The 14589-nt window shown below is 75.0% G+C and carries 5 protein-coding genes and 1 pseudogene; all 6 read right to left on the bottom strand.

Features of this window, described 5'->3' with window-relative positions:
• A pseudogene (locus tag ACFQ87_RS26150) lies at positions 1 to 234 on the bottom strand (2-oxoglutarate ferredoxin oxidoreductase subunit alpha); the annotation flags it as partial.
• 205 nt (positions 235 to 439) lie between these two features.
• A complete protein-coding gene (locus ACFQ87_RS26155; protein ID WP_380613245.1) occupies positions 440 to 1696 on the bottom strand; it encodes an AMP-binding protein in 1257 nt (418 codons plus the stop codon).
• Positions 1697 to 1852: 156 nt separating this feature from the next.
• Entirely contained in the window at positions 1853 to 2380 is a 528-nt protein-coding gene (locus ACFQ87_RS26160; protein ID WP_380613246.1) for a flavin reductase family protein, read from the bottom strand.
• Positions 2381 to 2382: 2 nt separating this feature from the next.
• Positions 2383 to 3198 (bottom strand): thioesterase II family protein, encoded by an 816-nt coding sequence (locus ACFQ87_RS26165; protein ID WP_380613247.1) that lies wholly within the window; start codon positions 3196 to 3198, stop codon positions 2383 to 2385.
• Entirely contained in the window at positions 3195 to 5582 is a 2388-nt protein-coding gene (locus ACFQ87_RS26170; protein ID WP_380613248.1) for a beta-ketoacyl synthase N-terminal-like domain-containing protein, read from the bottom strand. Before ACFQ87_RS26170 ends, ACFQ87_RS26165 begins: the two co-directional genes overlap by 4 nt.
• Positions 5583 to 5593: 11 nt before the next feature.
• Positions 5594 to 14554, bottom strand: a complete 8961-nt coding sequence (locus tag ACFQ87_RS26175) for an SDR family NAD(P)-dependent oxidoreductase (RefSeq protein ID WP_380613249.1) — start codon at positions 14552 to 14554, stop codon at positions 5594 to 5596.
• Between the last annotated feature and the right edge of the window lie 35 nt (positions 14555 to 14589).

Genomic DNA, 14589 nt, shown 5'->3' on the forward strand with positions numbered 1-14589 from the left:
CGAGACGCCCGGCAGGGTGCCGGCGGGGGCCCGGATCTCGGCCGGGAAGTTCGGCAGCGTGGAGAGGTCGTTGCCGAAGGTGGCCGTCTCCGAAGCGAACCGGTCACCGGTGAGCTGCATGCCGTCACCGGAGTCACCGGCGAAACGGATGATCACCCGGTCGAGTCGTTTGGTGGCCTTGAGCGGTTGAAACCGGTCGCGGGCCTCCCCTTGCTCGGTGCTCGGACTGACCACAGCTCATCTCCAGGGCTCGTACGTATGCCGACTTCGGGCCGGCGCCCCCTTTTCGGGGGACGGGGGCCGGCCCGGTCCTTGGGGGTGTGGCGCCGGCTCGTTCGTCGGCGCCCGTGGTGCGAAAGTGCGTTTCAGTCTGCGGCCCTGCTCTGAAGGGGTCCTGGAATCCCACTGGAGACTCCATGCCCCAGGCTCGGGTTCCGCTTCAGGCGACGGTCTCGGGCACGGGGCAGCGTTCGGTGACCTCCAGGCTCCCGTCGGGGCGCCTGCGGCCCAGCCAGGAGGAGCGCAGCGGCGATCCGGTGGGAGTGAGCCAGGGCTCGAGGCCGAGCGCATGGACGCTGTCGAACGGAAGGGCCGGCCCGACGGCGCAGACTTCACCGACCCTGCCGGTCGGCACCGCCGCCCCGTCGGGTCCGAGGATCTGGACCTGCACGTTCGGTACGGGGGTGCCGATGCCGAGCGCCTCCTCGGCCGCGTCGCGGGGCGAGATCTCGCGGCTGGTCCACGGCATCGCGCCGCCCGGGGCGAATTCGGCCCACAGCCGGGTGCCGGGCAGCGCCGCGAAGTGCCGCTCGGGCAGATCGCGCGGGCAGGGACCGCCGACCAGCACGACCGTGCCCGGCCCTGCCGACTTGGTCCCCCGCCCCAGGGTGTCCAGCACGGTCGCGTACTCCTCAGGGCTGAAGACCGCGGTCGACCGTCCGGCCCAGACCGGCCAACGGACCAGTTCGCGTCGGTCCGCCCGGCCGTACAGGGTGCCGCCGCTCGCGAACGTCCACCACATCCCGGACAGGGCCGGCGCCCCGAGTGGCTCCTCGCTGAGCACCACCACCCGTTCCGCCGGGCCGATCTGGCGGCGGCGCGCGGCGATCGAGAACTGCCACGCGCGGTGGTCGACCAGCTGCCCACTACACGGGTCCTCCCCCGCGATCAGGAGGTGGGCCGCGTCCATGGAGTCGGACCGCGGCAGCGAGGGGTCGGCCCGCAGCAGCCGCAGCCGGTCCTGGATCTCGGCGGCATCCAGCACGAGGACCGGGCGGTAGGACTGCCATCGCGTCCGGTTGGCGAGGCCGCACAGCACCAGCGGAGCACCGCTGATCCCGGCGATCCGGCGCAGTCCGGAGCCGTCCAGCCGGGGGGAGACCGGCACGCACACGCCTCCCGCCTTCAAGACGGCCAGTTGGGCGACCAGGGCCTGCCGGAGGTCGGCGCAGTGCACGATGACCGGGTCGCCGAGCTGGACGCCGTCGAGGACCAGCAGCGAGGCCAGCCGCGTGGCCCAGGTCTCGGCCGCCCCGTACGTGAGGCGTCCGCTGCCGAGCTGGACCGCGAGGGCGGCCGGCCGTGCCCGGGCCATCCGGGTGAACAGCGCGTCGAGGGTGAGCGGCCGGTTCCCGACGCGGGGCAGGCCCGGGAGCCCGCGGGTACCGCGTTCGGCGCCGAGCTGGTCGGTGAACACACTTCTCCCGGTGAGTACGCGGCACGGCTCCGCCGCGGTGGACGGACTCCGGACCTGGCCTGCGTTGCCTGCACATCGATGCTGCACCGCCGGGCGGGCCTCACTCATGTCCCAGATTGCCCGTTGGACTCCGGTGTGCCGCGGTGCGTCGTCGCGTCAGGACATGAAGTCGTAGAGGAGGTGGCTCTCCTCCGCGGACTCGGTGAACGAACCGAAGCGGCGCATGCCGTACATCAGGGGCTGCTGGGGCCGTAGTTGGCTGACGGCGCAGACCCGGCCGAGGACCATGGCGTGGGAGCCCATGGCCCGGACCTCGTCGACCGAGCAGTCGGCGATGGCGTGGGCCGACTCCACCAGGTGCGGCCCCGCAGCGCCCTCCCCGCCGCGCCACACCACGCGCTCGAAGCGGTCCGGGGAGCCGGAGGCGAAGAGTTCCGCCGTGGGCCGGGCGTGGACGTGCAGCAGATTGACCGCGAAGGAGCCGGCGGCCTCCACGGCGGCGAGCGTCGGGCTGCCACCCCGCAGGCAGACCAGCAGCGTGGGCGGGTCCAGGGTGACGCTGCACAGGGAGCTGCAGGTCATTCCCCACGGGGTGCCGTCGGCGGCCGTGGCCGTCACAACGGTCACGCCGGTGGGGAAGCCGGCCATGAAGGGGCGGATGTCGGGTACGTGGGGCAGTGTCATGGTCAGGGCCTCCAGGATCGGTGTCCGGGTGTCTGGGCCGGTACGCGTGCGGGTCGGTCGGTCGTGGTCGTTGCCAGGGCGTGCCGGATCTCCTCAGCCACGGCTTCGGTGAAGTCGGCGAACGCCGCGCCGAGGAAGTGGAAGTGGCCGCCACCGAAGGTGCGTTGCCGGAACGCGGCGCGGGTGACGCGTTCCCAGCCAGCCATCGACTCGGGTGGCGCCCAGGGATCGTCGGTGGCGGTGAACGCCGTCAGCGGCGCGGCCAGCGGTCGCGGTTCCGGAGCCGGGCGGTAGCCGGCCACGGCGCGCAGGTCGCTGCGGACCAGCCGGAGGAACCGCTCCCGGAACTCCGGGAGTTCGTCGATCCGGTGGTGCATCCCGCCCATGGCGGTGAGGCCCGCCATCAGCTCCTGGTCGGGCAGCTCGTGGCTGGGCAGCAGCCGCGGCGGGCGGTTGCCCGGTGCCACCCGGCCCGAAACGCCGACCCAGCGCGGGCGCACGCCCCCGGCCTCCAGCGACCGTGCGGTCTCGTACGCGACCACCGCGCCGAGGCTGTGGCCGAACAGCGCGAGCGGGGCGGAGGAGGCCCACGGCAGCACGTCCTCGAAGGCCCGCGCGACCAGCCCGGCCATGTCCTCCAGTGCCGGGCTGCTGTGCCGTCGGCCGCGGCCCGGGAGGTCGAGCAGCAGGACGTCCCAGTCCGCGGGCAGGGAGCGGGTCATCGGGAAGTACGCGGCGGCGGATCCGCCGGCGTGGTGGAACACCACCAACCGCAGGGCGGGCCGGTCGATCGGGCGCGGGCGGACGAAGGCGGTCATGCGGTGGTCTCCGGCCGTCCGGAGCGCGCCCGTTCGGCGATGTCGTCGGCGAGTCGGCCGAACAGCTCGGCCAGCGGCAGGTCCAGGGGCAGGTCCTCCGGGGTGAGCCCGACCTCGTAACGCTCCTCGACCCGGGTGATGAACAGCGTCGAGATGAAGGAGTCGCCACCGCTGTCGAGGAAGGACCGCTCCGGGTCCAGCTCCTCGGAGGCCTGCAGTGCCTCCCGGAACTCGGCCATCAGGTAGTTCCGTACGGCTTCTCGGTCGGTCGGGTCGGGCCCGGCGGGGCGGGTGGCGGCCGGCGCCGGTCCGTCGACGCGTCCGGTGCCCGGCACCGGCTCGTCGACCCAGAACCGGCGGCGCTGGAACGGGTAGGTGGGCAGGTCCCCGAGCAGCCTGGCGTGCGGGGCGCGCAGGGCGCCCAGGCGCAGGTCCGCACCGTCGAGGAAGAGCGCGGCCAGCGCGGCGTGGAACAGCTCGACCGCGGCCCCGGGCCGGCCGTCCGCCAGCGGGAGGGTGCGGGTCTGTCCGGCCGCCTCCCAGCTGAGGTGCGCGGGTCCGTCAGCCGGGCCGCCCTGCTCGACCCGGACACGCAGCCCCAGCGTGCCGAGCAGGCCGGGCAGGCTGTCGCAGTCCGCGTCCGGGAAGGCGGCGACGAGCTCGGCCAGGGCCGTAGTCGGTGTCTGCCGGTCCTCCCCCAGGGTCAGGGTCACCGAGCGCGGCGGCGCGGCGGGGCGGCCGGCGCCGCGTTCCAGGGCGGCGGCGAGCTCGTCGGCCAGCTCAGCGGGGTCGGTGCCGGTGACGGCGACCCGGTGACCGAACGGGGCCCGGCCGGCCCGCAGGGTGTGGCAGAGCGAGGACAGGCGGGCGGTGTCGCTCTTGCGCAGCTGTCCCCCGATCGCGTCCGCGAGTTCGGCGAGTGCGGCGGGGTTCTTGGCCGACAGGGTGAGCAGCTCGGACCGCCCGTCCGGCGCGGCCGACGGCGCCGACGGCTCGTACGCCTCCAGCACGGCATGGGCGTTGGTCCCGCTCATGCCGAAGGAGTTGACACCGGCGAGCCTGCGCTCCAGGCCTGCCGGCCAGGGGCCGTTCTCCGTCGGCACGGCGAACCGCAGCCGGTCCCAGGGGATGTGGGGGTTGAGTTCGCCGTCTGCCGCGGACCGGACGGCCGGGATCTCGTTCCGTTCGAGCATCAGGACGGTCTTGATGAGCGCGGCGATCCCGGACGCGGCCTCCAGGTGGCCCAGCCGGGACTTGACGCTGCCGATGGCGAGCGGGATGCCGCGCTCGCGCACGGCGGCGCCGAGCACCCCGTCGAGGGCGCCGACCTCGATCGGATCGCCGAGGACGGTGCCGGTCCCGTGGGCCTCGACCCAGCCGAGCTCGTGGGCGCCGACGCCCGCGTCGGCCAGGGCCGCGCGGATCACCTCCTGTTGGGCGGGGCCGTTGGGGGCGGTGAGGCCGGAGGCGGCGCCGTCGTGGTTGACGGCCGTGCCGCGGATCACGGCGAGGATCGGCCGACCCTCCTGCTCGGCGTCGGCCAGGCGCATCAGGGCGATCGCGCCCACCCCCTCGCCGCGCCCGTAGCCGTCGGCGGTGGCGAGGAAGGACTTCGAACGACCCTCGGGGGACAGTGCCCGGGTCTGACACAGCGAGACCATCAGGCCGGCGGACAGCAGCAGGTTGGACCCGCAGACCAGGGCGTAGCGGCAGTCGCCGTCGCGCAGGCCGCGGGCGGCGAGATGGAGTGCGCTCAGCGCGGAGGAGCAAGCGGTGTCCACGCTGATCACTGGGCCGCAGAAGCCCATGACGTAGCTGATCCGGCCCGCACCGAAGCAGAGCCCGCCGCCGGTGGTGTAGTAGGGGTCGATCCGGGTCATGTCCTCGCGGTCCTCGAGCCGCTCGGAGTACTCGGAGGCCATCATCCCCAGGTACACGCCGACGTCCAGGCGGTCGGTTCGGCGGACCGCGATACCGGCCCGCTCCAGGGCCTCCCAGGTGGTCTCCAGGAGCAGACGCTGCTGGGGGTCGAGGAGCCGGGCCTCGCGCTCGGAGATGCCGAAGAAGTCGGCGTCGAAGTGGGCGATGTCGCTCAGGAAGCCGGCCTGGTCGACGTACGAGCGGCCGGGGCGGCCGGGGGTCGGGTCGTGGACGGCGCGCAGGCCGGGACGGTCCTCGGGGATCGGGGCGTACGCGTCCCCGTCGCTCCGCAGGAAGTCCCAGTAGGCGTCGGGCGTGTCCAGGCCACCGGGCAGGCGCAGTCCCATGCCCACCACGGCCAGCGGTGCGTGCCGCGCGTCCTCCAGTTCGCGTATCCGGGCCTGCAGCCGCCGCGAGACCCTCAACTGCTCCTCCATCAGCTGGCGTATCTGCGCGGGATCCATGATGTCCGGCCTCATTTCTCTGCCACGTCGTTCTGCACGGCTTGGATCAGTTCGTCGAAGGACAGTCCGGCCAGGTCCTCGTCGGCCGGTGCGGCCGGTTCGGCGGCCGCCCGGCGGGCCGTCGGCACGGGGGCGGCTGGCTCGGCCGGAAAGAGCAGCGCCAAGGCGTGACCGGCGAGCTGGACGACCGTGGGGTGGTCCAGGGCGACGGTGGCCGGCAGGTCCAGGGCCAGGACGTGGGAGAGCCTGGTCCGCAGGTCGATGACCATGATCGAGTCGAGTCCGGTCTCGGTGAACCCGAGCAGGTCGTCGATGGCCTCCGGGTCGCCCAGCGCCTCGCCCGCGATCGCGCGGACGGCGTCGCGCAGCGCGTCCTCGCGCGCCTCGGGTGCGAGGGCGGCGAGCCGCTCGCGCAGCCGGCCGCGGGGCTCGGCGGCAGTCCGGGTGGGTGCGGGCTCCCGGGTGTGTGCGGTCGCCAGCTCCTCCAGCAGCGCGGCCCTCGGGCTGCCGGCCAAGCGCTCGGTGTACAGCTGCGGATCCATGGCGACGGCGACGAGCTGTTCACCCGGCGCGGTCAGGGCCAGGCTCAGCGGCTCTTCGGCCTCCTCGTCAGTCAGCGGGCGCAGGCCGAGTCCGGCGATGGCCCGCCCGGTGGCAGCGGTGGCGGCCATGCCGCCGCGTGCGCTCGGGGTCCATGGGCCCCAGGCGACGCTGGTGGCGGGAACGCCGTCGGCCCGCAGGCGCCGGGCGAGGCCCTCCAGCCAGCCGTTGGCGGCGGCGTAGTTGGTCTGGCCTGCCGAGCCGAGGACGGCCGACGCCGAGGAGAACAGCACCAGGGCGTCCGGCCGGTGCCCTGCCAGTGCGGCGACCAGATTGACCGCACCGGTCGCCTTGGCCGCGAACACGCGCTGGTACGCCTCCGGGGTCAACTGCTCGAAGGCGCCGTCGGCGTTGACGCCGGCGAGGTGCAGGACGGTGCGCAGCGGGAAGTCCTGCCCGGCCGTCCCGACCGCCCGACGGCAGTCCTCGGGGTCCGTCACATCCCCCTGGACCAACCGGACTTCGGTGCCGTGGGCGATGAGGTCATCGATCACACCGCGGGCGATCGCGTCGGGCGCCGAGCGGGCCATCAGGGTGATCGAACGGATTCCCCGGCGGGCCAGGAACCCGGCCACGCTCAGGCCGAGCGCACCGGTGCCGCCGGTGATCAGGGCGGCGCCGTCCGCAGCGGGGGTGGCGCCGGTCGTGGTGTCCGGTACGAGTCTGGCGACCCGGACCGTGCCCGCCGTGATCTCGAACCGGGTCTCGGGCACACCCTCGTCCAGTGCCCGGGTGAGCGCCTCGGCCAGGCATGCGCCGTCCCAGTCGGCGGCGAGCGTGACCCGCAGCAGGCGGCGGTCCGGCTGTTCCGCCTCCAGGGAGGCCAGCAGGCCCCACAACGACTCCCGGATCGGCGCCGTGGCGTCGTCCGCGCCGCCGAACACCGCGTAGGGGAGGTGGCGTCCGAGCCCGCGCAGGGTGTCGGCGACGGCCGTGCAGGCGGCGATCGCTTCCGCCGGGGCGGTGGCGCGGGCGTCGGCGAAGCGGGCGTCGAGCACCAGCTCGGCGTCGCAGTCGGCGAGTTCCGCCGGGTCCAGGGCCGTCACCCGGTGGCCGAGCGCTTCGCAGGCGGCGCGGACGGCGGCCGTGGTCGCGTCCGCGCCGGCCAGGAGCGCGAGGCGTCGGGACGCCGGACGGGCCGTCCCGGTCCCGGTCGCGGGCTTCTGGTCCCGCCAGACGGTCCGGTAGGCGTTGCCCGCGCCGCCCCGGAGCGAGCTCTCCAGGAGCGCGCGGGGGGCGCGGCGGAACCGGAAGTCGTCCACGGCGAGCACCGTGGCGCCCTCGCCGTCGAAGAGGTGCAGGTCGGCAGCGTCCACCTGGAGCAGTCCGTCGGCCTGCCGGTCGTGGCGGACCGCCCGGACATGTCCCCACAGTTGCCCGCCGCGGGTGGGCCGGCCGGGGAAGGAGAGCCGTCCGATCGCGAACGGGACGGCCAGGGCGGGTTCCTCGGCGGGCGCGGCGGAGGCGCCGACGGCGAAGGCGACCGCGCTCTGCAGGCAGGAGTCCAGCAGGCCGGGGTGGATCTCGTAGCCCTCCGGGTCCTCGCTCAGCCGGTCCGGCTCCTGGTAGCGGATCAGTGCCTCGTCGCCGCGGATCCAGGCATCGGCGATCCAGCGGAAGGACGGGCCGAGGTGGTAGCCGAGGGCGTGCAGGTGGCGGTAGAAGTCGGCGCCGGACAGGTGGCGGTCGGCGGTGGCGACGAACGACTCCCGGTCGGGCGCCCCGGCCCGCCCTTCGCTCCGTCCTTCGGCGACCACCCGGGCGGCGAGGTGTTCCTGCCAGCGCCCCTGCTCCGGGTCGACCAGGCTCCGTACGCTCACCGTCCGGGTGCCGTGGCCCTGTTCGCCGTCGATCGTCTGCAACTGGTAGCGCTCGCCCTCGCGCAGCACCAGGGCACGGGGGAAGTACAGGTCCTCGAGGACGACGGTGGCGCCGCCGGCGCCGAGTGCGGACAGTGCGGTCGCGGTCTGGGAGGCACCGGGGACCGAAACGGTGCCGTAGAGCCGGTGGTCGGTCAGGTGCGCGGGGTACTCGGGGCTGCGCTCGGTCGTCCACACCCGGCCTTGCAGGGCGGGTGAGCGCAGCTCGGTGCCCCAGGCGGGACCGGCCGGTGCCGGGCCGCGGACCTCCTTCGGGGCGACCCGGGTCCAGTGCCGGGTGCGGGCGAAGGGGTAGCGCGGGGCCCCGCCGTCCGCTCGGCCGGGGTTGACCCGCCGCCAGTCGACGGGCTGGCCGGCCAGGTAGAGCCCGCGCACGGCGCCGAGGAGCGAGGCTCGGTCGCCGCCACCGCGCCGGAGCGAGGACAGCAGCCCGCCGACCGGGGCAAGGCCCGCGGCCTTGACCAGGTTCACCAGGGTTCGGTCGGGGCCGATCTCCAGGCAGACGTCGATGTCGAGTTCGGCGAGCCGGGTCGCCCCGTCGTGGAAGCGGACGGGATTGCGCGCGTGCCGGCACCAGTAGTCGGCATCGTACGTCCCGGGCCCGGCGAGGGTGCCAGTGAGGTTGGACACGATCGGGATCTCCGGCGTCCGGAACTCCAACGGCCTTAGAGAGGTGGCGAGTTCGGCGAGCACCGGATCGAGGAGCCGGGAGTGGAAGGCGTGCGAGACGCTGAGCTTGCGCGCCTTGTGGCCCTGTTCCGCGAGCCAGGCGGCCAGGGCGTCGACCGCCTCGGGCGCGCCGGCCACCACGGTCGCCTCGGGCCCGTTCACGGCGGCGACGTCCAGATCCCGGCCGTCGATCCACTCCCGCACCCGCGCCTCAGGGGCCACGACGGCGAGCATCGCGCCGCGTTCGGTGCTCTGCATCAGCCTGGCCCGGTCGGCGATCAGGCCGAGGCCGGCCGCGAGGTCCATCACACCGGCGTGGACGGCCGCGGCGATCTCGCCGACGCTGTGGCCCATGACCAGTGCCGGGCTCACCCCCCAGGACTCCCACAGCGCGGCCAGCGCCAACTCCAGGGCGACCAGGGCTGGTTGAGTGACCCGGGTCTCGTTGATCGCGGTCCGGTCGCCGCCGTGGAAGACCAGGTCGGCCAGCGAGGCGCCGACCGAGGGCGCCAGGACCCGGTCGCACTCGTCGAAGACCCGGCGGAACACCGGCTCGCCCCGGTACAGCTCGCGGCCCATACCGAAGTACTGACTGCCCTGGCCGGAGAACAGGAAGGCCACCCGCGGGGCGCGTCCGGCCTCCAGGAGCTCGGCGGGAGCGCGCAGTTGGTCCAGCAGCTGGTCCCGGGTCCGGCCGAGCAGGGCGCGGCGGTACGGGAAGTGGGCGCGGCCGGCGCCCGCGGTGGCGGCGAGCGCGGGCAGGGCCGGCTCGGTGGCGTCCGCCAGCCGCCGTTCCCACGCCGCCGTGAGCCGTTCGAGCCCCTCGGGGTCGGGTGCGGAGAGCGGCAGCAGGTGGGTGGCGGGCTCGGTCCGCGCGTGGTCGGCGGTGGCCGTCGGCTGGTCGGGGGCGTCGGCGATGATCAGGTGCGCGTTGGTCCCGGTGAAGCCGAAGCCGGAGACACCGGCGACCCGGGGGCGGTCGCCCCGCGGCCACGGGGTCGGCGCGTCGACCACCCGGACGTTCATGTCGTGCCAGGCGACGTGCGGGTTGGGCTCGTCGAAATGGAGATCGGCCGGGATCAGGTCGTGCCGCAGCGCCAGCACCGTCTTGATCACGGCGGCCATGCCGGCGGCCGACTCGCAGTGGCCGATGTTGCTCTTGACCGAGCCGACGTGCAGCGGCTCGTCCGGCTGCCGGTTCCCCCCCAGCACCCGCCACGCGGCGCCGAGTTCGATCGGGTCGCCGAGCGAGGTGCCGGTGCCGTGGGCCTCCAGGTAGGAGACCTCGGCGGCCGGGGTGGCGGCGTCCGCGAGGGCCGCGGCGAGCATGGCCTCCTGGGCGGTTCCGCTGGGCGCGGTCAGGCCGGAGGAGGCGCCGTCCTGGTTGACGGCGCTGCCGCGGATCAGGGCGAGCACCCGGTCGCCGTCCCGGCGGGCGTCGGCGAGCCGCTTGAGGACCAGCACGCCGCAGCCCTCGGATCGGACGAAGCCGTTGGCATCCGCCGAGAAGGTCCGGCACCGCCCGTCCGGGGAGAGCATGTGGGCCTGGCTGACAGCGGCCCAGGACATCGGGTCGAGCAGGACGTTGACGCCGCCGGCCAGGACCAGGTCGCTCTCGCCGGAACGCAGCGAGCGCGCGGCCAGGTGCAGGGCCACCAGCGAGGACGAGCAGGCGGTGTCGACGGCGATCGCGGGTCCGTTCAGTCCGAGGGTGTAGGCGATCCGACCGGCGGCGGCGTTGAGCGCCGTGCCGGTGCTGTAATAGGCGTCCACCTGCTCGACGCCACCCTGTGCGAGCAGTCGGGCGTAGTCGTTGTAGCTGATGCCGACGAACACCCCGGTACGGGAGCCACGCAGGCCCTTCGGATTGATGCCGCCGTCCTCCAGAGCGTGCCAGGCGGATTCCAGCAGCAGCCGCTGCTGGGGATCGAGGTTCTCCGCCTCGCGGGCGGGGATGTCGAAGAACGCCGCGTCGAAGCGGTCCACCTCGCGCAGGAAGCCGCCCTGGTCGGTGACGATCCGTCCGTCGTCCAGCAGCGCCCGGTCGAAGCGGTCGGCCGGCATCGTGGTGACGCCGTCGCGGCCCTCCCGGAGCAGTTGCCAGAACTCCTCGACCGAGTCGGCGGACGGGAAGCGGCCGGCCATGCCGACGATGGCGATGGGCTCATGGTCGCCGGCCTGCCGCGCCGGCTGTTCGGCCCGCGGTTCAGTGGCGGCCGCCACCGGGGCGGCCACGGCCGGAGCGCCCTGGGGCTCCGGTGTGCCGGCGGGGCGGGTGCCGAGCAGATGGTCGGCGAGCCGGCCGACAGTGGGGTGGTCGAAGACGTCCGCGACCTGGACGGGGACGGTGAACGCCTCCGACAGCCGGGCGGCGAGGTCGACCGCGCTGATGGAGTCCAGGCCGAGGTCCAGGAAGCCGACGTCCTCGCGGACCCGGCCGGGGTCGGCGAAGCCGAGCTGGGCGGCCGTCAGCCGGGCGACGTGCGCACGCGCGGCCGCGGCGCGCGCCCGCTGCGGGAGCGCGGCCAGCTCGGCGGCGACGGAGGGCTCGCGGGCGGGAGCGCCCTGCGGCGCGGGGTCGGCCGCGCCGAACAGGCCGCGCGGGCGCAGGCCCGCCATCACCTCGCGCAGCCGGGCCGGTTCGAGCGGGCAGGCGACGGCATGACTGTCCGGCCCGGCGCCGAGGCCGAGCAGGGCCGCCCGGCCGGTCACGGCGTCCAGCGCGCCGACCCCCATCCGGGCGGAACGCTCGCGCAGTTCGGCGTCGGCCATGCCCTCGCCGGCCAGCTGCCAGGGGCCGTACGCGATGCTCACCGCCGGAAGCCCGCGCCCGGCCCGGTGCGCGGCGAGCGAGTCCAGGGCGCCGTTGGCGGCCGAATACGCGGCACAGCCGTCGGTCCCCCACACGGCGGAGACCGAGGAGACCAGCACGAAGAAGTCCAACGGCCAGCCGAGGGAGGCACGGTGGAGCCACCAGGCGCCGGCCGCCTTGCCGGCCAGGGCGTCGGCGAAGTCCTCCGGCCGGAGTTCCGCCACCGGGGTGCGGCGCAGGGTACCGGCGGCGTGCAGCACTCCGCGCACCGGTGGCATGCCGTTCAGAGCGGTGCAGGCGGCGGCGAGCGCCTCGACGGTGTCGCAGCCGCCGTCGCGGTAGACCGCCTGGACCCCCCGGTCGGCCAGCAGGTCGAGGAACGCCCGGGCCTCCTGGCCGAGTTCGGCCTTCGGGCGGCGACCGATCAACAGCAGGTGGCGGGCGCCGCGCTGGACCAGCTCGCCGACCAACTCACGGCCGACCGCACCGAGACCGCCGGTGACCAGGTAGCTGCCGTCGGCGCGGACGGCGAGCTCGGCCGTGGACGGTGCGGGCGTCAACCGGGCGACCCGGAGGGTGCCGGCCCGGACGGCGGCCAGGTCTTCGACCGGCGCGCCGGCCCGGAAGCCTCCGGCGAGGAAGGACAGCACTGTCCGGGCGTCCCGCGCGTCCGGGACGGACGGCAGGTCGACCAGGCCGCCCCAGGCGGTACCGAGTTCGAGGCCGAGCACGGGGGCGAGCCCGGGCAGCAGCCCGTGGGTGGTGGCGTCGGTGAGCTCGTCGCCGGTGCGCAGTGCCGCCCGGGTGAGCACGTGCGCCCGGCGCCGGCCCCCGGCCGTCGCGAGGGCGCTCACCGCGCGGGCCACGGCCACGCCCAGGGCGGCACCGTCGGCGACCGGGTCGCCCGCGTCGGCGGGCTCGGGCAGCGGGACCGGGCGCATGGCCAGGACCAGGACCGCCTCGTCGGCCGGATGGCTGCCCCAGAAGGCGGCCCAGTCAGCCGCGTCGGTGGGCAGTTCGCCGTACTCCCAGCCCTCGGGCCGGGGATCGGGCGCCGCGCCGAGCAGGGTTCCGGGCCGGCCGAGGGCCGTCGCTTCGCGGGCCAGCAGCGCGAGGGTGTCGGTGTCGTCGCCGGCCAGGACGAGTGCGGCCGGGGTGGCGGGGGTGTCGGTGAGCCGGGCGTCCTGCCACACCAGCCGGTGGGTGACGCCTTCCTGCGGCGCGGCGGCAGGCGCGCCGGCGGTACCGACGGGCGCGGCGGCAGGCGCGCCGGCGGGTGCCCCGGGGGCGGGCGACTCGGGGGCGAAGCGCTCGCGCTGCCACGGGTAGCGGGGCAGGTCGACGATCCGGCGCGGCAGCCCGGACCCGGGTACGGCCGCGGGGTCGAGGGCCGCGGGGTCGGCCCCGGCGGCCAGGGCCCGCAGCGCCTCGACCGCCGTGGCCGGGTCGGCGGCCGTGACCGCGGCCCGGACCTCGTGCCGGGTCCGGCCGTGGGTCGCCGTGGCGGCGAACGCCGGGTAGTCGGCGGCATCGAGCCCGGCAAGCCGGTCCGCGTACCGGGCAGCCAGTGCCCGCAGGGCCTCCGGGGTGCGGGCGGAGAGCACGAATCCGTCGACCGGCGCCTCGATCGGGTCGGCCTCCGGCTGCTCGGCCGGGCCGAGGATCACATGGGCGTTGGTGCCGCTCATCCCGAACGAGCTCACCCCGGCGTACCGGCCGCTCTCCGGCGCCCAGTCCTGCAGCGCGGTGGGCACGGTGATGCCGGTACCGGAGAGGTCGATCCGCGGGTTGAGGGTCCGGAAGTGCACCAGCGGCGGCACCTTGCGGTGACGCAGGCACAGCACGGCCTTCACCAGCCCGGCGACGCCGGCCGCGGCCTCCAGGTGACCGAGGTTGGTCTTGACCGCGCCGACCGGCAGCGGCGCCCCGCCGTTGCACCGGCCGAGGACGGTCGCCAGCGCCTCCATCTCGATCGGGTCGCCCAGCGAGGTACCGGTGCCGTGCGTCTCCACGTAGCCGATGTCGGAGGGTTCGAGGCCGGCCTCGGCCAGCGCCTTCTCCAACACCGCCACCTGCGAGAGCACGTTCGGTGCGGTGAACCCGCCGGAGCGCCCGTCCTGGTTGACGGCCGTTCCGTGGATGACCGCATGCACCCGGTCGCCGTCGCGCAGCGCGTGGTCGAGGCGCTTGAGCACCAGCACCCCGCAACCCTCGCCCCGGGTGAAGCCGTTGGCGCGGGCGTCGAAGGTCTTGCACAGACCGTCGGGAGCGAGCGAGCGGGTCTCCTGGACCAGTCGCATCGAGCGCGGCGACATGATCAGGTTGGTGCCCGCGGCGAAGGCCAGCTCGCACTCGTCGCGGCGCAGCGCCTGCACGGCGAGGTGGACCGAGACCAGCGAGGAGGAGCAGGCGGTGTCCACGGAGAGCGCGGGCCCGGTGAGGCCGAGCGCGTACGCGATCCGCCCGGCGGCGAAGTTGTGCCCGTTGCCGGTGGTCGAGTACACGTCCGGCTCGCCCGCCAGCCACTCGCGGTAGTCCTGCCACATGATGCCGAGGTAGAACCCGGCGCGGCTGCCCGCCAGCCGGTCCGCGGGCAGGCCCGCGTCCTCCATCGCCTCCCAGGCGACCTCCAGCAGCAGGCGGTGCTGCGGGTCGAGGTGGCGGGCCTCGCGCGGGCTGATGCCGAAGAATTCCGCGTCGAAGTCCAGGACCTCGTCGAGGAACCCGCCCCGTCGCGGCAGGCCCTCCCAGGCCGCCGCGAACGGGCCCCGACGCCCGTCCGGCATCTGGCGCACCAGGTCACGGCCGGACGCCAGCGCCTCCCAGTAGCCGTCGAGGTCGTCGATCCCGCCGGGCAGCCGCAGGCCGATGCCGACCACGGCGACGGGCTGGTGGCCCTGCTGCTCCTCCAGACGCCGGCGCAGGCTCTGGATGGTCGCCATCGCCCGGCTGAGCGGGGTCTGCTTCGCGCTCTGCGGAGCGGTGCCGTCGGAGTTGGTGCTCTCTCCCATGGACTCGATTCCTCGTACTCGGATCTGACGTGACG

Source organism: Kitasatospora sp. NPDC056531 (assembly GCF_042794375.1).
In the GTDB taxonomy this organism is placed as follows: Bacteria; Actinomycetota; Actinomycetes; order Streptomycetales; family Streptomycetaceae; genus Kitasatospora.